The 17,544-nt window shown below is 65.1% G+C and carries 17 protein-coding genes and 1 rRNA gene; all 18 read left to right on the forward strand.

Annotated features, from left to right (window positions below):
• Positions 1-97 (forward strand): 5S ribosomal RNA (gene rrf, locus CH291_RS21170); the annotation flags it as partial.
• A 72-nt stretch (positions 98-169) separates the two neighbouring features.
• The gene (locus CH291_RS21175; protein ID WP_094688572.1) at positions 170-1,051 is read left to right on the forward strand and encodes a tetratricopeptide repeat protein; all 882 of its coding nucleotides are present in this window, start codon (positions 170-172) and stop codon (positions 1,049-1,051) included.
• Positions 1,048-2,037, forward strand: a complete 990-nt coding sequence (locus CH291_RS21180; RefSeq protein WP_094688573.1) for an HAD-IIA family hydrolase — start codon at positions 1,048-1,050, stop codon at positions 2,035-2,037. The genes CH291_RS21175 and CH291_RS21180 overlap by 4 nt, the downstream gene beginning before the upstream one ends.
• A 77-nt stretch (positions 2,038-2,114) precedes the next feature.
• The gene (locus CH291_RS21185) at positions 2,115-2,357 is read left to right on the forward strand and encodes a hypothetical protein (protein ID WP_068050998.1); all 243 of its coding nucleotides are present in this window, start codon (positions 2,115-2,117) and stop codon (positions 2,355-2,357) included.
• 1 nt (position 2,358) lies between these two features.
• Positions 2,359-3,180 carry a TlyA family RNA methyltransferase gene (locus tag CH291_RS21190; RefSeq protein WP_068051000.1) on the forward strand — a complete coding sequence of 274 codons (822 nt, stop codon included), beginning with the start codon at positions 2,359-2,361 and terminating at the stop codon, positions 3,178-3,180.
• Positions 3,177-4,142 (forward strand): NAD kinase, encoded by a 966-nt coding sequence (locus tag CH291_RS21195; RefSeq protein ID WP_094688574.1) that lies wholly within the window; start codon positions 3,177-3,179, stop codon positions 4,140-4,142. The genes CH291_RS21190 and CH291_RS21195 overlap by 4 nt, the downstream gene beginning before the upstream one ends.
• A 2-nt stretch (positions 4,143-4,144) precedes the next feature.
• Positions 4,145-5,914, forward strand: coding sequence for a DNA repair protein RecN (gene recN / locus CH291_RS21200; protein ID WP_068051017.1), 1,770 nt, complete (start codon positions 4,145-4,147; stop codon positions 5,912-5,914).
• Positions 5,915-5,998: 84 nt separating this feature from the next.
• Positions 5,999-7,183: a putative cytokinetic ring protein SteA gene (steA, locus tag CH291_RS21205; RefSeq protein ID WP_068051018.1), complete on the forward strand. Its 1,185-nt coding sequence runs from the start codon at positions 5,999-6,001 to the stop codon at positions 7,181-7,183.
• On the forward strand, positions 7,180-8,127 hold the full coding sequence (locus CH291_RS21210) for a copper transporter (RefSeq protein WP_094688865.1): 948 nt from the start codon (positions 7,180-7,182) through the stop codon (positions 8,125-8,127). Before steA ends, CH291_RS21210 begins: the two co-directional genes overlap by 4 nt.
• Before the next feature lie 150 nt (positions 8,128-8,277).
• Positions 8,278-10,008 carry a CTP synthase gene (locus CH291_RS21215; RefSeq protein ID WP_094688575.1) on the forward strand — a complete coding sequence of 577 codons (1,731 nt, stop codon included), beginning with the start codon at positions 8,278-8,280 and terminating at the stop codon, positions 10,006-10,008.
• Positions 10,005-10,637, forward strand: a complete 633-nt coding sequence (locus CH291_RS21220; protein WP_094688576.1) for an NUDIX domain-containing protein — start codon at positions 10,005-10,007, stop codon at positions 10,635-10,637. Before CH291_RS21215 ends, CH291_RS21220 begins: the two co-directional genes overlap by 4 nt.
• A 5-nt stretch (positions 10,638-10,642) precedes the next feature.
• On the forward strand, positions 10,643-11,557 hold the full coding sequence (xerD, locus tag CH291_RS21225) for a site-specific tyrosine recombinase XerD (protein WP_094688577.1): 915 nt from the start codon (positions 10,643-10,645) through the stop codon (positions 11,555-11,557).
• A 109-nt stretch (positions 11,558-11,666) separates the two neighbouring features.
• Complete coding sequence (locus tag CH291_RS21230; RefSeq protein WP_068051009.1) at positions 11,667-12,629, forward strand: ParA family protein; 963 nt, start codon at positions 11,667-11,669, stop codon at positions 12,627-12,629.
• Positions 12,626-13,462 carry a segregation and condensation protein A gene (locus tag CH291_RS21235; protein WP_037189201.1) on the forward strand — a complete coding sequence of 279 codons (837 nt, stop codon included), beginning with the start codon at positions 12,626-12,628 and terminating at the stop codon, positions 13,460-13,462. Before CH291_RS21230 ends, CH291_RS21235 begins: the two co-directional genes overlap by 4 nt.
• Positions 13,459-14,142: an SMC-Scp complex subunit ScpB gene (scpB, locus tag CH291_RS21240; RefSeq protein ID WP_094668762.1), complete on the forward strand. Its 684-nt coding sequence runs from the start codon at positions 13,459-13,461 to the stop codon at positions 14,140-14,142. The genes CH291_RS21235 and scpB overlap by 4 nt, the downstream gene beginning before the upstream one ends.
• Before the next feature lie 12 nt (positions 14,143-14,154).
• Positions 14,155-15,351, forward strand: coding sequence for a pseudouridine synthase (locus CH291_RS21245; RefSeq protein WP_082898852.1), 1,197 nt, complete (start codon positions 14,155-14,157; stop codon positions 15,349-15,351).
• Entirely contained in the window at positions 15,351-16,034 is a 684-nt protein-coding gene (gene cmk, locus CH291_RS21250; protein WP_094641581.1) for a (d)CMP kinase, read from the forward strand. The genes CH291_RS21245 and cmk overlap by 1 nt, the downstream gene beginning before the upstream one ends.
• Positions 16,031-17,479 carry a ribosome biogenesis GTPase Der gene (gene der / locus CH291_RS21255; RefSeq protein ID WP_037189204.1) on the forward strand — a complete coding sequence of 483 codons (1,449 nt, stop codon included), beginning with the start codon at positions 16,031-16,033 and terminating at the stop codon, positions 17,477-17,479. Before cmk ends, der begins: the two co-directional genes overlap by 4 nt.
• Positions 17,480-17,544: the final 65 nt, after the last annotated feature.

Consider the following 17,544-nt stretch of genomic DNA (forward strand, 5'->3'; position numbering starts at 1 on the left):
GGAAACGCCCGGTCCCATTCCGAACCCGGAAGCTAAGCCCTCCAGCGCCGATGGTACTGCACTCGACAGGGTGTGGGAGAGTAGGACACCGCCGAACACCCGTTGTAAGAAGGGGACCCACTTGGTGGGTCCCCTTTTTGCGTTTGTACCGAAATCCGAAAGGACGCCCGTGTCGGAAGACAACAACGATCGTCGCCCCTCCCGAGGGGACGGCGGCAACCGCCCGAGCGAGTCCCGAGACCGCAACCCCCGCGCTCAGGACCGCCGCGGCGACCCGCGTCGTTCGGACGGTCCTCCCCGCAGGCGTGGCGGTGAGGGCGGATTCTCCGGAGACCGGCGCGGAAACAGCTCACCGTCCGACCGTCGACCGCCGCGTCCCGAGGAGCCGGATCTGCCCGACGAGGTCGAAGCCGGACAGCTCGAACCAGCGGTGCGTCGAGACCTGTTGAGCCTGGACAAGAACAACGCCACCGCCGTCGCACGTCACCTCGTGATGACCAGCAGACTGCTCGACGACGATCCGCAGTTGGCGCTGCTGCATGCGCGCGCTGCTCGTCAGCGCGCCGGCCGCATTGCCGTAGTGCGTGAAACCGCAGGTATCGCGGCGTACCACGCCGGTGAGTGGGCCGAAGCACTGTCCGAGCTTCGCGCTGCCCGACGGATGGCAGGCGGACCGGGCCTCATCGCGGTGATGGCCGACTGCGAGCGCGGACTCGGACGCCCCGAGCGCGCTATCGAACTCGGTCGCAGTGACGAGGCTCGTGAGTTGACCGGCGAGGAAGCGTCGGAGCTTCGGATCGTCGTGGCAGGTGCCCGAATGGATCTGAACCAGTACGACCAGGCCGTCGTCACGCTGCAGACCCCTGACCTCGACGCGTCGCGCTCCGGCACGGCTGCCGCTCGCTTGTTCTACGTCTACGCCGATGCGCTGGTTGCGGCGGGTCGCGTCGACGAAGGTGTGAAGTGGTTCCTCAATGCCGCTGCAGCCGACGTCGATGGTGAGACCGACGCAGAAGAGCGGGTCGAGGAGCTGTCCGGAGGCGGTCAGTGACCGCGCTGCGCGACCTCCATGACGTTCTGCTACTCGACCTCGACGGCACCGTGTACGCAGGCAAGGACCCCGTTCCCGGTGCAGTGGAAGCGCTGTCGGGTGGTGCGGAAAAGCAGTACTTTGTCACCAACAATGCCAGTCGTGCCCCCGAGGACGTTGCCGAACATCTGCGTGGTCTCGGGTTCGACACCACGGCAGAGTTCGTCGTCACCAGTTCCGAGGCCGGTGCCCGTGTGTTGGCTGACAAGTTGGACCCAGGTTCCCGCGTGCTCGTCGTCGGTACCGACGCGTTGGCGAACGAGATCACCAAGGTAGGTCTCGAACCGGTCAGATCTGCCGACGACCATCCGGTCGCGGTGGTGCAGGGGCATTCGGTCGATACGGGCTGGAAGATTCTTGCCGAGGCTGTCCTCGTCATCCGTGCAGGTGCACTGTGGGTGGCAACGAACATCGACGCAACCCTGCCGACCGAGCGGGGACTCGTTCTGGGGAACGGCTCGATGGTCGCAGCGGTGCGCAACGCCACCGAGATCGAGCCGATCGTGGCAGGCAAGCCCGCCGCCCCGATCATGCACGACGCCATCGAGCGCAGCGGAGCACGTTCGGCACTGGTCGTCGGAGACAGGCTCGACACCGACATCGCCGGAGCGAACGAAATCGATCTACCGTCGCTGCTGGTATTGACCGGCGTGAGTACCGCTGCGGAGTTGTTGCATGCTCCTCGGCATTTGCGCCCCACTCACATCGGCCCCGATCTCGGAGTCCTCAACAAGGACGAGATGTCGTCGAGCGTCGGCAGCAAGACCGATTGGACGGTCGGCATCGAGAACGAGGTGCTGTCCGTGCGGTACAGCGGGGACGGTGAGCCGGATGCGTTCGAGGGGGCGCTCGCCACACTGCACGTCGCCTGGTCCGGTTCGACGTTCTCGGATGTTCGCTTCGAGGGAGATCGACTCGGCGATCTGCGTTCGCTACTCGGCTGTTGACGCTGCGTTCGACAGCAGCGTTCGGCGAGCGGCGGCGATCGGGCGTTCGTCGGACCCATCCGATAGCGTGAGAGGCGATGAGCGCGCCTATTCCACTACCAGGACAGCACCGGCCGAGCGGTGTCGTCGACGAGTCGTCGGCAGATCCGGACACTATTCGCACCGAGGTCGGTTCGCTGTTGAATCAGCTCACCATCGAGTCGGCGGACGACGAGGGATCCGAGGCCGTGGACTCCGAGGCCTTGGCGCGCGACGCGAGTCTGCTCGACCGAGCGCACGAAGTACTCGTTCGTGCCCTGAACACCGTCGACAAGACCTGACATGGCTCGTCGCGCACGTGTCGACGCCGAACTGGTTCGTCGTGGACTCGCCCGATCTCGCGAGCACGCTTCGGAGTTGATCGAAGCGGGCCGGGTGAAGATCGCCGGGACGGTGGCCTCGAAGCCCGCTACCGCGGTGGAGCCGGGCACACCGCTGTTGGTGGCCGAAGAAGACAACGAGATCTCGTGGGCCTCCCGCGGGGCGCACAAGTTGCTCGGTGCCCTCGACGCCTTCGAGCCGCTCGGGTTGACCGTCGAGCAGGCTCGTTGTCTGGACGCCGGGGCGTCCACCGGTGGGTTCACCGATGTTCTTCTCAGCCGTGGAGTGCGCGAGGTCGTTGCCGTTGATGTGGGATACGGGCAGCTGGTGTGGCGTCTGCAATCCGACGACCGCGTTCACGTCATCGACCGCACCAACGTCCGGTCGATCGACGCCGACACGATCGGTGGACCTGTCGACGTCATCGTCGCGGATCTGTCGTTCATCTCGTTGAAGCTGGTTCTTCCCGCGTTCGTCGCATGCTCGAAGCCGGGTACCGACATGGTGTTGATGGTCAAACCGCAGTTCGAGGTCGGCAAGGATCGCGTGGGTTCCGGTGGCGTGGTGCGAGATCCAGCTCTGCGAGCCGAGGCAGTGGAGGATGTTGCGAACGCGGCCGTCGGCTTGGATCTGAGTGTTCGCGCGGTGGCGGCGAGCCCGCTGCCGGGGCCGTCGGGCAACGTCGAGTACTTTTTGTGGCTGAGGGCAGGTGCAGACGAGGACTCGCCTCGCGCAGACATCACGGAACTCGTCCGGCTCGCGATCGAGGAAGGACCACAGTGACTCCGTCCCACGCAGCGCCGGAACGGGAGTCGACTCGAGAGATTCTTCTCGTCGCCCATCCTGGTCGACCGGACATCGCCGAAACCGCGCGCCGCGTGGGCAAGGTGTTCGACGAGGCGGGCATCTGCCTTCGCGTGCTCGTGGACGAGGTCGAGCCGTCGAAGATCGAAGCCTCCGATACCGAGGAACACGATCACGTGTTCGTCGCGGACATGAAACTGAACGTCGTCGAGTTCGGACCGGACGCAGCCGCCGGTTGCGAAATGGTCCTGGTTCTCGGCGGTGACGGGACCTTCCTGCGCGCAGCCGAACTCGCGCGAGGAGCGTCCATACCGGTGCTCGGCATCAACCTCGGCCATGTCGGGTTCCTGGCGGAGGCCGAAGCCGACCATCTCGAAGATGCCCTGGCCCGCGTCATCGCCGGGGACTACCGCATCGAGCAACGCATGACACTGGACATCGCGATTCGCGTCGGCGACCAGGTGGTCGATCGCGGCTGGGCGTTGAACGAGGCGAGCATCGAGAACGGGTCGCGGCTCGGAGTGCTCGAGGTGGTCCTCGAAGTCGACGGTCGACCGGTGTCGGCTTTCGGGTGCGACGGCGTCTTGGTCTCCACACCGACGGGCTCGACGGCCTACGCGTTCTCGGCCGGTGGACCTGTGGTCTGGCCGGAACTCGAAGCGATACTGGTCATTCCGAGCAATGCCCACGCTTTGTTCGCGCGCCCGCTCGTCACCAGTCCCGAGTCGATCGTTGCGGTCGAGATCGATGCCGGCGGACACGCGGGATTCGTGTTCTGCGATGGCAGGCGCACGTTGAGCCTGCCTGCCGGCGCTCGCGTGGAGGTGGTGCGGGGAGCGTCACCGATCAAGTGGGTTCGGCTCGATTCGGCACCGTTCGCCGATCGCATGGTCAAGAAATTCGAACTGCCCGTGACCGGGTGGCGGGGGAGAGCGAGGTAGGGATGCTCGAAGAGATTCGGATCGACAGCCTCGGAGTCATATCCGGTGCCAGCGCACAGTTTCACGAGGGGCTGACCGTACTCACCGGCGAAACGGGTGCCGGAAAGACCATGGTGGTCACGAGTCTGCACCTGTTGTCGGGTGCCCGCGCCGACGCGGGCCGGGTTCGACTCGGCGCACAGCGTGCTGTGGTCGAGGGGCGATTCAGTACCGACACCGCGTCGGAGCAGGTGATCGACGACGTCGACAAGGTGCTCGAGTCCTCGGGAGGTCAACGGGACGAGGACAATTCGATCATCGCCGTGCGTACCGTCAACTCGGACGGTCGTTCTCGTGCGCACCTCGGTGGGCGCAGTGTGCCGGCATCGGTGTTGTCGAACTTCACCGACTCCTTGTTGACGGTGCACGGTCAGAACGATCAGCTGCGTCTGCTGCGTCCCGATCAGCAACTCGGCGCGCTGGACAGATTTGCCGGGGACGCGGTGGCGTCCCTCGTCTCGAAATACCGCACCGCGCGCAAGACGTGGCTCGACGCGCGCAACGAGCTGATCGACCGCACCGAACGCAGTCGGGAGCTGGCGCAGGAAGCCGATCGGCTGCAGTTCGGCCTGCAGGAGATCGACTCCCTGGCGCCCGAGCCGGGTGAGGATCGCTCCGTGGCCGAGGATGTGCGTCGGCTGGGGGATCTCGATTCGCTGCGTGAGACCGCGGAAGGTGCCTCGGCGGCGCTGGTCGGGAGTACCGAGGAGGCGTCGGACACGACGTCCGCGCTGTATCTACTGGGCGAGGCTCGCTCTCGCCTCGAACATGCCGAGGACGCAGCACTGACCGAGCTGCTGCCGCGTCTGAACGACGCGATGGCGATCGTGGGCGACATCGGGGCAGACCTCACTTCGTACCTGACGGATCTGCCGTCCGATCCGGGCGCGCTCGACTCGATCCTGAACCGGCAGGCCGAGCTGAAGTCGTTGACACGCAAGTACGCCGCCGATGTCGACGGCGTCATCGCCTGGGCGGAGGAGGCCCGTGAGCGGCTCTCGCACATCGACACCTCGGCCGATGCGCTCGCCGAGTTGAGCGCCAAGGTCGACGCGGCTGCGGTCGACGTCGCGGCAGCTGCTTCGAAGCTCAGTGCGGCTCGGGCCAAGGCCGCCGTGAAGCTCTCGAAGGCGGTCAGCGTCGAGCTGGCGGGTTTGGCCATGGGAAAAGCCAAGCTGCAGATCGATGTTCGCGCACTTCCCGCCGGTCCGTCCGACACGGCTCCGATCGTCGTGGACGGGGCCGAACTGCATGCGGGCAGCAATGGCGTCGACGAGGTCGAGTTCAGGCTGTCCGCGCACGACGGTGCCCAGGCTCTTCCGATCAGCAAGAGTGCGTCGGGCGGTGAGCTTTCGCGGGTGATGTTGGCACTCGAAGTGGTGCTGGCGGGTTCGGACAAGGGCGCGACGATGGTGTTCGACGAGGTCGACGCCGGAGTGGGTGGTCGCGCGGCCGTCGAGGTCGGGCGTCGACTCGGCCGGTTGGCGCGCACGCACCAGGTCATCGTGGTCACCCACTTGCCTCAGGTCGCAGCATTCGCCGACACCCACCTGGTGGTCGACAAGACCGATGCGAAGAAGGGTGCGGCGAACAGCGGGGTTCGGACGCTGTCGTCGTCGGAGCGCGTCGTCGAGCTCGCGAGAATGCTCGCGGGTCTGGACGACACGGAAACCGGTCGCGCGCATGCCGAGGAGCTGCTGGCCACCGCAAACGCCGATCGGGCAGCGTTGTAACTTTTGGTGCTGATGTGATCAGTGTGGTAGTTGTTTCGGCGCGCCTCCGTCGTCGGGCGTGTCGATCGGGTCATCATGGTTCTCATGAAGATGCCGGCTCTGCTGTCACGTAGTCAGGATTCGCTGCCCGGAATCACCGGGATCGCGCGAGTCGATCGCAACACGGCCAAGCTGCTGAAACGGGTCGGCCCCGGTGACATCGTCGTGCTCGACGAGCTCGACCTGGACCGCCTGACCGCTGATGCTCTCGTCGAGGCAGGGGTGCTCGCGGTCGTCAACGCGTCGCCCTCGATCTCCGGGCGCTACCCGAACCTGGGGCCCGAGGCCATCGTGGCCAACGGGATCATCTTGATCGACTCGGCCGGCACCGAGGTCTTCAAGAAGATCAAGGACGGAACCAAGGTTCGTCTCAACGACGGCGGTGTCTACACCGGTGATCGGCGCCTCGCGAAGGGCGACGAGCAGAGCGAAGCCGAGATCTCGGACAAGATGATCGAGGCCAAGACGGGTCTGGTCGACCATCTGGAAGCGTTCTCGGGCAACACGATCGAGTTCATCCGAACCGAGAGTCCGCTGCTCATCGACGGCGTCGGTGTGCCGGACATCGACATCGATCTCGAGGGTCGCCATGTCGTGATCGTCGCCGACGGTCCCGGGCACGCCGAGGATCTGAAGAACCTCAAGCCGTTCATCAAGGAGTACTCGCCCGTCATCATCGGTGTCGGCGCGGGTGCCGACACCGCCATGAAGGCAGGTCATCGCCCCGATCTGATCGTCGGCGATCCCGAGGACGTCACTGCGCAGACGCTCAAATGCGGTGCGGAGGTAGTGCTTCCGGCGGATTCCGACGGCCACGCGCAAGGACTCGAGCGCATTCAGGATCTCGGTATCGGTGCCATGACGTTCCCGGCCACCGGTGCCGCTGCCGATCTCGCGCTGTTGTTGGCCGATCATCACGGGGCTTCTCTCATCGTGTCGGTCGGTAGCCCGGCCAGCCTGGACGAGTTCTTCGATCGCGGTCGACGCAACACCAATCCGGCTGCGTTCATGACGCGTCTGAAGGTCGGTGCCAAGCTGGTCGACGCCAAAGCTGTTGCGACGCTGTATCGCAGCCGTGTGTCCGGTGGTGCGATCGCGCTGTTGATTCTGGCTGCGCTCGTTGCCGTGATCGTGGCACTGGCCGTGTCCAACATCGGCGGTGAAGCGTTGGATTGGGCAATCGATCTGTGGAACCGGTTCGCTCTGTGGTTCCAGGGGTTGCTTTCGTGATTTCGCTTCGCCAACATGCCATTTCGCTGGCCGCGGTTTTCGTGGCACTGGCCATCGGCATCGTGCTCGGTTCGGGTCTGCTCTCGAGCGGGCTGGTATCGGGCCTCCGAGACGACAAGACCGGTCTCGAAACTCAGGTGGATGATCTGCAGGCGACCAACAACCAGCTCGGTGAGCAGCTCAACTCGGCCGACGGATTCGACGCTGCGGTATCGGGCCGGGTGTTGCGAGACACGTTGCTCGATCGCAGCGTCGTGGTCATCACCACTCCGGATGCAGATCCCGGTGACGTGGACGGAGTCACGCGGTCGATCGGGTCTTCGGGTGCCACCGTCACCGGCCGGGTGTCGCTGAACGATTCCTTCGTCTCCGCTGCGAACGGCGACGATCTTCGTACCCGCCTGACCAACGTCATTCCCGCCGGTGTTCAGTTGCGTACCGGAGCAGTGGACCAGGGCAGCTTGGCAGGAGACCTTCTGGGTTCGGTACTGCTGCTCAACGCGGAGACCGCCCAGCCGCAGTCGACTCCCGAGGAGCTCTCACTGGCGCTGGAGACGCTGCGCAGTGGCGGCTTCATCGCATACGACAACGGTGCCGTCGCGCCCGCTCAGTTGGCAGTGGTCGTCACCGGTTCCGGCACCTCGGACGTGGAGGACGGCAATCGCGGTGCCATCGTTGCGCGGTTCGCAGGCGCTCTGGATTCACGTGGTGCAGGCGCGGTACTGGCCGGCCGATCCGGCGCGGCAGAGGGTAACGGTTCCATCGCCGTCGTGCGAGCCGATTCGGCGCTGTCGTCCGCTCTCAGCACAGTCGACAACGTCGACCGTGAAGCGGGACGAATCACCACGGTTCTCGCCTTGGCGGAGCAACTGGACGGTGCGTCGGGCCGCTACGGCACCGGAGCGAACGCGAACGCCGTGACCGTCGGAGCGCCGGCGAGCTGATCGTCGTGGGAACGAGCGTGTCGTTGGCGGTGAGGTAGGTACTGGTGTTACCGTGAAGTCCCGTGGGTAGCAGGCCCAATTTCCACGCTTCACCTCTCTTATCAGCCCCCTGATAGGAGCAAGCCCTGCAGACTCGTCACGGGAGCCTCATTGTCACGCCTTCAGTCGCGTTCCGACACCAAGCACATTTTCGTCAGTGGGGGCGTTGCGTCCTCACTCGGAAAAGGCCTGACGGCATCCAGCCTCGGCCAGCTACTGACCGCACGCGGATTGCGCGTGACCATGCAGAAGCTCGATCCCTACCTCAATGTCGATCCCGGCACGATGAACCCGTTCCAACACGGTGAGGTCTTCGTCACCGAGGACGGCTCCGAGACCGACCTCGACGTCGGACACTACGAGCGATTCCTCGACCGCGATCTGTCCGGGTTCGCCAATGTCACCACCGGCCAGGTCTACTCGACGGTCATCGCCAAGGAACGCCGCGGTGAATACCTGGGCGACACCGTTCAGGTCATCCCGCACATCACCGACGAGATCAAGCGTCGCATTCTCGCGATGAACGGCCCGGACCTGCAGGGTCATCAGCCGGACGTCGTGATCACCGAAATCGGCGGCACCGTCGGCGATATCGAGTCGCAGCCGTTCCTCGAAGCAGCGCGTCAGGTGCGCCACGACGTCGGCCGCAACAACGTGTTCTTCCTGCACGTGTCGTTGGTTCCGTTCCTGGCTCCGTCCGGTGAACTCAAGACCAAGCCCACCCAGCACTCCGTCGCAGCACTGCGCAGCATCGGTATCCAGCCCGACGCGTTGATCCTGCGTTGCGATCGCGATGTGCCGCCGGGGCTCAAGAACAAGATCGCGCTCATGTGCGACGTCGACGTCGACGGCTGCATCTCCACGCCCGATGCGCCGTCGATCTACGACATTCCCAAGGTGCTGCACAAGGAAGGCCTGGACGCGTACGTCGTCCGTCAGCTCGGTCTCCCGTTCCGTGATGTCGACTGGACCATCTGGGGTGGCCTGCTCGAGCGCGTCCACCAGCCGCGCGAAACCGTGCGCGTGGGCCTGGTCGGCAAGTACGTGGACCTGCCCGACGCGTATCTCTCGGTCACCGAGGCGCTGCGTGCCGGAGGATTCGCCCATCGCGCGAAAGTCGAGATCAAGTGGGTTCCATCCGACGAGTGCTCTACGCCTGCGGGGGCGCAGGCCGCGTTGGGCGACGTCGATGCCGTGCTCATTCCCGGTGGTTTCGGTATCCGCGGTATCGAGGGCAAGCTCGGGGCCATCGAATTCGCCCGTACGCGCAAGATTCCGCTACTGGGGTTGTGCCTCGGCTTGCAGTGTGTGGTCATCGAGGCGGCTCGTTCGGTCGGTCTGACCGATGCCAATTCCGCCGAGTTCGACCCGGAGACCAAGGATCCGGTGATCTCCACGATGGCCGATCAGGAAGACGCCGTCGCCGGTGACGCCGATCTCGGCGGCACGATGCGCCTCGGTGCCTACCCGGCCACGCTGCAGAAGGGCTCGGTCGTCGCGGCGTCGTACGGCACCGAGAACGTGTCGGAGCGGCACCGTCACCGCTACGAGGTCAACAACGACTACCGTGACCGAATTGCCAAGAGCGGCTTGGTGTTCAGCGGTACTTCTCCGGACGGGCACCTGGTCGAGTTCGTCGAGCTGCCTGCCTCGGTGCACCCGTTCTTCGTCGCCACTCAGGCGCATCCGGAGCTCAAGAGCCGGCCGACCCGTCCGCATCCGCTGTTCGCGTCGTTGATCAATGCGGCGCTGAAGTACAAGGCTGCGGAGCGTCTGCCCGTCGACATTCACGGTGACACCGTGGCGGCAGAGGAATCGGACGCGGCCGAGACCGTCGGATGAGCGAGCCTCGGCACGAGTTCACCACTCTCGAATCGTCGGTGCCGTACTCGGGTGCCATCCTCGCCCTCCGGCTCGATCAGGTCGCTATGCCCAACGGTCGCAAGGCCGAGCGTGAGGTGATCGAGCATCACGGCGCGGTCGGGATTCTGGCCGTCGACGATCAGGACCGTGTGGCGATGATCGAGCAGTACCGGCATCCCGTCGGTCGTCGACTGTGGGAGTTGCCCGCCGGTCTGCTGGACGAGCCGGGGGAGCAGCCGGTGCTGGCAGCTCAGCGCGAGCTCGCCGAGGAAACCGGGCTAGCTGCCGGCACATGGTCGGTGCTGGTCGACGTGCTGGCCTCGCCCGGGTTCACCGACGAAGCCGTGCGGATCTTCCTGGCACGAGACCTGACGGAAGTGGATCGGCCGGAGGCACACGACGAGGAAGCAGACATCGAACTCTCCTTCGTGCCGATGGACGAGGCCGTCCGTCGCGCACTGGCAGGAGAGATCGTGAACGCGTCCGCCGTGGCGGGCGTGCTCGCATTCGCTGCCGCCCGCGCCGCCGGCACCGAATTACGCCCCGCCGACGCCCCGTGGCCCGATCTGCCGACAGCATTCGAGAAGCGGAAGAGTTCACGAAAGTAGTCACCGTGATCGGCCAGCAGATTCGGACGTACCTCGACCATCTCGTGGTCGAGCGTGGGTCGGCACCGAACACGGTGTCGTCCTACCGTCGCGATCTGGTGCGGTACGAGCGGTTCCTCGGCGGCTACGGCATCGCCGATCTGGCGAAGGTCTCGGAGAACGACATCACCGAGTTCGTGCTCTATCTGCGGCGGGGTGATGACGAATTCCCAGCTCTCGCAGCAAGTTCGGCGGCTCGGACGCTGATTGCTGTGCGCGGTCTGCACCGGTTCGCGCTCGCGGAAGGGATGGTCGAGCGCAACGTCGCGAGCGAGGTCAAGCCGCCCCAGCCGGCGAAGCGGTTGCCGAAGTCGCTGCCCGTCGATCAGGTGGTGGCGCTACTCGAATCGGCCTCGGTTGCCGGTCCCGATGCTCCGCGCGGACTGCGGGATCGAGCGTTGTTGGAGCTGCTGTATTCCACCGGGGCTCGAATTTCCGAGGCAGTGGGGCTCGACGTCGACGACATCGACACCGAAGCTCGCTCGGTGCTACTGCGCGGCAAAGGCGGCAAGCATCGCATCGTCCCGGTCGGTCGACCCGCGATCGAGGCAGTCGACGCCTACCTGGTGCGTGGTCGGCCGGGGCTGGTCTCGCGCTCGAATCCTGCGCTGTTCCTCAACGTCCGAGGCGGCAGGTTGTCTCGGCAGAGTGCGTGGCAGGTGTTGCAGGATTCGGCCGTGCGGGCCGGGATCACCGCGGGGGTCTCACCGCACGTTCTTCGGCATTCTTTCGCTACGCATCTGCTGGACGGTGGTGCCGACGTCCGCGTCGTGCAGGAGCTGTTGGGACATGCGTCGGTGACGACGACGCAGATCTACACCCTCGTCACCGTGAACACGATGCGCGAAGTGTGGGCCGGCGCGCATCCGCGGGCGAGATAGCACGAGGCCGGCGGCCGTGCGTCAGCGTGTCCGATGACGTTGCCGGCGCACCAAGCGGTAGCGTTCTCAGAACTACTCGAAGACGAACGGGACAGGGGAGCGCTGGAACGTGTCGACACCGCAGCCGCCAGCGGCGGAGTCAGCTTTGGATCATCCACATCTCGACGGTGGCCTGTTCCAGACGCGTCAACCGGAATCCAGTCGGGAGACACGCGACATCATTCCTGCTCCGAACGAGCTCGGGCCCACCGGTCGGATGACTCGGACCGTCCCGGATCCGCAACCGTTGGCCAATCACGGCCCGGCCAAGATCATCGCGATGTGCAACCAGAAGGGTGGCGTCGGCAAAACGACGTCGACCATCAATCTCGGTGCCTCGTTGGCCGGCTACGGCCGTCGCGTACTACTTGTGGACCTCGACCCACAGGGCGCACTGTCCGCGGGACTGGGCGTCGCACATCACGAGCTCGATCTGACGGTCTACAACCTCCTCGTCGAGGCGAAGGTCTCCGCCGACGACATCATCATGCGGACTCGCGTCGAGAATCTCGATCTGATGCCCAGCAACATCGACCTCTCGGCCGCTGAGATTCAGCTGGTCACCGAGGTGGGCCGCGAGCAGACGCTCGGTCGAGTGCTGCATCCCATTCTCGACCGCTACGACTACGTGCTCATCGATTGCCAGCCGTCGCTCGGTCTGTTGACGGTCAATGCGCTCACGTGTGCCGACGAAGTGTTGATCCCGATGGAGTGCGAGTACTTCAGCCTTCGTGGCTTGGCGCTGCTCAACGATACCGTCGAGAAGGTGCGTGATCGTCTCAATCCGCGGCTGAAGTTGGCCGGCATCGTGGTGACGATGTTCGACGCCCGCACACTGCATTCGCGTGAGGTGATGACGCGAGTGGTCGAGGTGTTCGGCGACGTCGTTTACGACACGGTGATCACCAGAACGGTTCGTTTCCCCGAAACCAGTGTCGCCGGTGAGCCGATCACCACGTGGGCTCCGAAATCCGGCGGCGCACAGGCGTACCGCGCCCTGGCGCGCGAGGTGATCTACCGGTCGGGTCCGTGACCGTCGACGCTGCCGACGAGGCCCCGATCGAGGTTCCCGCCGACGCGGATCCGTCGAAATTCAGGGTGCGGTTGCTCAACTTCGAGGGTCCGTTCGATCTGCTGCTGTCGCTGATCAGTCAGCACCGCATGGACGTCACCGAAGTGGCGTTGCACACCGTCACCGACGACTTCATCTCGTTCACCAAGTCACTCGGTGCCGATGTCGGCCTCGACCAGACGACGGAATTCCTCGTCGTAGCCGCGACTCTGCTCGATCTCAAGGCGGCGCGGTTGCTGCCCTCGGGTGATGTGGAGGACGCCGAGGACCTGGCGCTGCTCGAAGTGCGAGATCTCCTCTTCGCTCGACTACTTCAGTACCGCGCCTACAAGCAGGTCGCTCTGTTGTTCGGTGAGCTGGAAGCTGCTGCGCTTCGGCGTTATCCGCGGTCGGTGTCGGTGGAGGACAGGTACGCCGATCTGATTCCGGAGGTGCTGCTGGGCGTCGACCCGGCCACGTTCGCCGACATCGCCGCAGCGGCCTTCAGACCCAAGCCGATTCCCCAGGTGGGACTCGATCACATTCATCAGCACGCGGTCTCGATTCCCGAGCAGGCGGCATGGTTGCTGGAGAATCTGCAAGGCCGAGGTCTGAACGAGTGGGCGTCGTTCTCGGAGTTGGTGCAGGACTGCGAGGTGCAGGTGGAAATAATCGCTCGATTCCTGGCGTTGCTGGAGCTGTTCCGGCAACAGGTGATCGCGTTCGAGCAGCCCGAGCCGCTCGGCGATCTTCGAGTGAGTTGGACCGGTAAGGACGAAGGACCCATCGTGGTCACGGAGGAGGACTACGCATGAGTGCCGACCCCGAACTCGAGCTCGAGGACGTCGACGATTCCGAGGAACTCGACGACACCACTCTCGCGTCGGCGCTCGAAGCTGTGTTGCTGATCGTCGATACACCGGCCTCGGACGAGCAGCTCGCCTCGGCCGTGGGTGCCTCGGTGGCCCGCGTGCGCGCGACCTTGACGGCGATGGCCGCCGAACTGACCGAACGAACCAGCGGAATCGACCTTCGCTACGCCGGCGACGGATGGCGTTTCTACACCCGAACCGCCTATGCGCCGTACGTCGAACGGCTGCTTCTGGACGGCGCTCGGTCCAAGCTCACACGCGCGGCATTGGAAACCCTGGCCGTGATCGCATATCGTCAACCGTTGACCCGCGCACGAGTCAGCGCCGTGCGAGGAGTCAACGTCGATGGAGTGATGCGTACGTTGCTCGCCCGTGGACTGATCTCAGAAGCAGGAACGGACCCGGAGACGAACGGCACGATGTACTGCACCACCGAGCTGTTCCTCGAACGGCTCGGGCTCGCATCGCTCGGTGATCTACCCGAACTGGCACCGCTGTTGCCGGGTGTGGACCTGATCGACGAGATCAGTGACAGCATGGACACCGACCCGAGGATGACCCGCTCCACCAAGAACCGCGGATCGAAACCCGATCCGGCAGCCGAGCTCGACTCGGACGACTGATAGGTAAGACAAGTGAACAAGCCCGCTCGCCGTGATGGCACACCGGACCGTAACAAGAGACAAGACCCACGCAGGAAGCCGACCGCAGGTAGGTCGGACACTCCGCGTGACGCGCGCCGCGGAGATCGCACCCGCGACGCTGCGCCCCGTGACGGCGCTCCTCGTACCGGAGGACCTCGCGCAGGAGCTCCTCGCACTGGAGGACCTCGCGCAGGCGCGCCCCGTACCGGAGCTCCTCGAACAGGAGCTCGACCTGCCCCTCGCCGTGGCATCGAGCAGGACGAAACGACCGATTACACGCCCGTCGAGACCGGCGTCAACGACCGCAGCAACGACGCCGTTCCTCGCAAGAAGCCCTCGCGTCCCAAGCCGCCGAAGCCGCAGAAGAAGCAGGTTCCGTCGACCACGATCAGCAACGCCAAGCCGGCGAAGCATCAGCACACCGATTCCTCACCGCGCAAGCACGTACCCGCCGGTGAAGGTGTTCGGTTGCAGAAGGTCCTCGCACAGGCCGGCGTCGCATCGCGTCGCGCCGCCGAGGAACTGATCGCCGACGGCCGCGTCGAGGTGGACGGACGCATCGTCACCGAACAGGGAATCCGCATCGATCCCAACATCGCCGTGGTCCGTGTCGACGGCACCCGCGTTGTGGTGAAGGAAGAGCTGGTTCATCTCGCGATGAACAAGCCGCGTGGATGGCAGTGCACCATGTCCGACGATCTGGGACGCCCGTGCGTCGGCGACATCGTCTCCGAGCGGGTTCAGGCGGGGCAGCGACTGTTCCATGTCGGCCGCCTCGACGCCGACACCGAGGGACTGTTGCTCTTCACCAACGACGGTGATCTTGCTCACCGCCTGATGCACCCGTCGTTCGAGGTTTCGAAGACCTACCTCGCGACGTTGTCGGGCACCATTCCCCGCACGCTCGGCAAGCAGCTGCGTGAGGGCGTCACCCTCGACGACGGACCGGTGAAGGTCGACGGCTTCCAGCTACTCGACATCTCGGACGGCAAGTCGCTCGTCAAGGTGACCCTGCACGAGGGCCGCAAGCACATCGTGCGTCGGTTGTTCGACAAGGTCGGATTCCCGGTCGGGCGCCTCGTGCGCACCGATGTCGGCAACATCGTGCTCGGCGATCAGCGTCCAGGAACACTGCGTGTTCTGGGTCGCGGCGAGATCGGCAAGCTCTACGAATCCGTAGGCCTGTGATGAGTGCGCTCGTCGTGGCGATGGACGGTCCCTCGGGCACCGGTAAGTCGTCGGTATCGCGCAGACTCGCGTCGGCACTGGAAGCCAGCTACCTCGACACCGGTGCGATGTACCGCGTCGCGACGGTATGGGTTCTCCGTTCGGGCGTCGAGCCCACCGATGCGGATGCGGTCGCGAAAGCTGTTGCGGCGCTTCCCCTCGAGATCGGCAAAGACCCGCTGTCCGAGACCGTGTTGCTCGACGGTGAAGATGTCAGCGACGAAATCCGCGGCGACGCAGTCACCAAGGCCGTCTCGGCGGTGTCCGCAGTGCCTGCGGTGCGCGAGTTGTTGGTGCAGATGCAGCGCGACCTCGCGAGCTCGTCGACGCGAATCGTCGTGGAGGGCCGCGACATCGGCACCGTCGTTCTTCCCGACGCCGACGTGAAGGTGTTCCTGACTGCCTCACCGGAGGCGCGGGCAGAGCGTCGCAACAAACAGAACATCGAACAGGGTCGCGACGACGACTACGAATCCGTGCTCGCAGATGTGCAACGCCGCGATCACGCAGATTCGACGAGAGCAGTGTCACCGCTTCGTCCCGCCGAGGATTCGGTGATCGTCGATACCAGCGAGCTGGATCTCGACGGCGTGATCGAGCGTTTGCTGCTCGTGGTGAACGACAGAAGTGGAGCAGTGCAGTGAGTGAAGAATTCTTCTCCGGCGCAGCGGAAACCGCGGGCGACGGAATATGGAGTGACGAGGGCGAGTGGGAGTACGTCGACCTCAACGAGGGCGAAGACGGCGAAGACGCCGTTGCCGTACCGACTCTCGCCGTGGTGGGGCGTCCGAACGTCGGTAAGTCGACGCTCGTCAACCGCATCATCGGACGACGTGAAGCCGTCGTCGAGGACGTACCCGGCGTCACCCGCGACCGGGTGTCGTACGAGGCCAACTGGAGTGGTCGACGCTTCCTGGTGCAGGACACCGGCGGTTGGGAACCCGACGCCAAGGGTCTGCAGGCATCCGTTGCGCGCCAAGCCGAGTTGGCCATGCACACCGCCGATGCGATCCTGTTGGTCGTCGACGCGCGAGTCGGCTCGACGACGACGGACGAGGCTGTAGCACGAGTACTGCGCCGGTCGAAGACTCCGGTTCTGTTGGTGGCCAACAAGGTCGACGACGGACGCACCGAGTCCGAGGTGGCCGCACTGTGGTCGCTGGGTCTGGGGGAGCCGTTGTCGGTCTCGGCCACTCACGGCCGCGGAACGGGTGATCTGCTGGACCGGGTGCTCGAGGCGTTGCCCGAGACCCCGCGCGAAGGGATCCCCGGCGGGGGACCCAGGCGTGTCGCTCTGGTCGGTAAGCCGAACGTGGGCAAGTCCTCGCTGATCAACAAGCTCTCGGGTGACGAGCGCTCGGTGGTGCACGATGTTGCCGGAACCACCGTCGATCCCGTCGACTCGTTGGTCGAATTGGGCGGCAAGACATGGCGATTCGTCGACACCGCCGGACTGCGCAAGCGCGTCAGTCATGCCAGTGGTGCCGAGTTCTACGCGTCGCTGCGCACCAAGTCCGCGATCGAGGCCGCTGAGGTCGCGATTCTGCTTCTCGATGCGTCCGAGGTGATCTCGGAGCAGGACATGCGTGTGCTCAGCATGGTCGCCGATGCCGGCCGCGCGTTGGTGCTGGCGTTCAACAAGTGGGATCTGGTGGACGACGATCGTCGTCAGCAGCTCGAGAAGGAGATCGATCGCGATCTCGCTCGGGTGCCGTGGGCACAGCGAGTGAACATCTCGGCGCAGACGGGCCGTGCGGTGCAGAAGCTCGTGCCCGCTCTGGAGACGGCTCTGGAGTCGTGGGACAAGCGCGTCCCCACCGGCAGGTTGAACACGTGGCTCAAGGAGGTCGTGGCGGCCACTCCGCCGCCGATGCGAGGCGGACGTCTGCCGCGCATCATGTTCGCGACGCAGGCCAGCACCCGGCCGCCGACGTTCGTGCTGTTCACCACCGGCTTCCTCGAGGCCGGTTACCGCCGATTCATCGAGCGGCGTCTGCGTGAGGAGTTCAACTTCGACGGCAGCCCCGTCCGCGTTTCGGTACGTATCCGCGAGAAGCGGGAACGGCCGGGCAAGGGCAACAACCGCTGATGTAGTCCGACCCCGCCCCTGAGCAGGCGATTTCCTCTCAGGGGTAGGGCTGGGGTAATCTCAGC

The sequence above is a fragment of the Rhodococcus sp. 14-1411-2a genome, assembly GCF_002259485.1.
Taxonomy (GTDB): domain Bacteria; phylum Actinomycetota; class Actinomycetes; order Mycobacteriales; family Mycobacteriaceae; genus Rhodococcoides.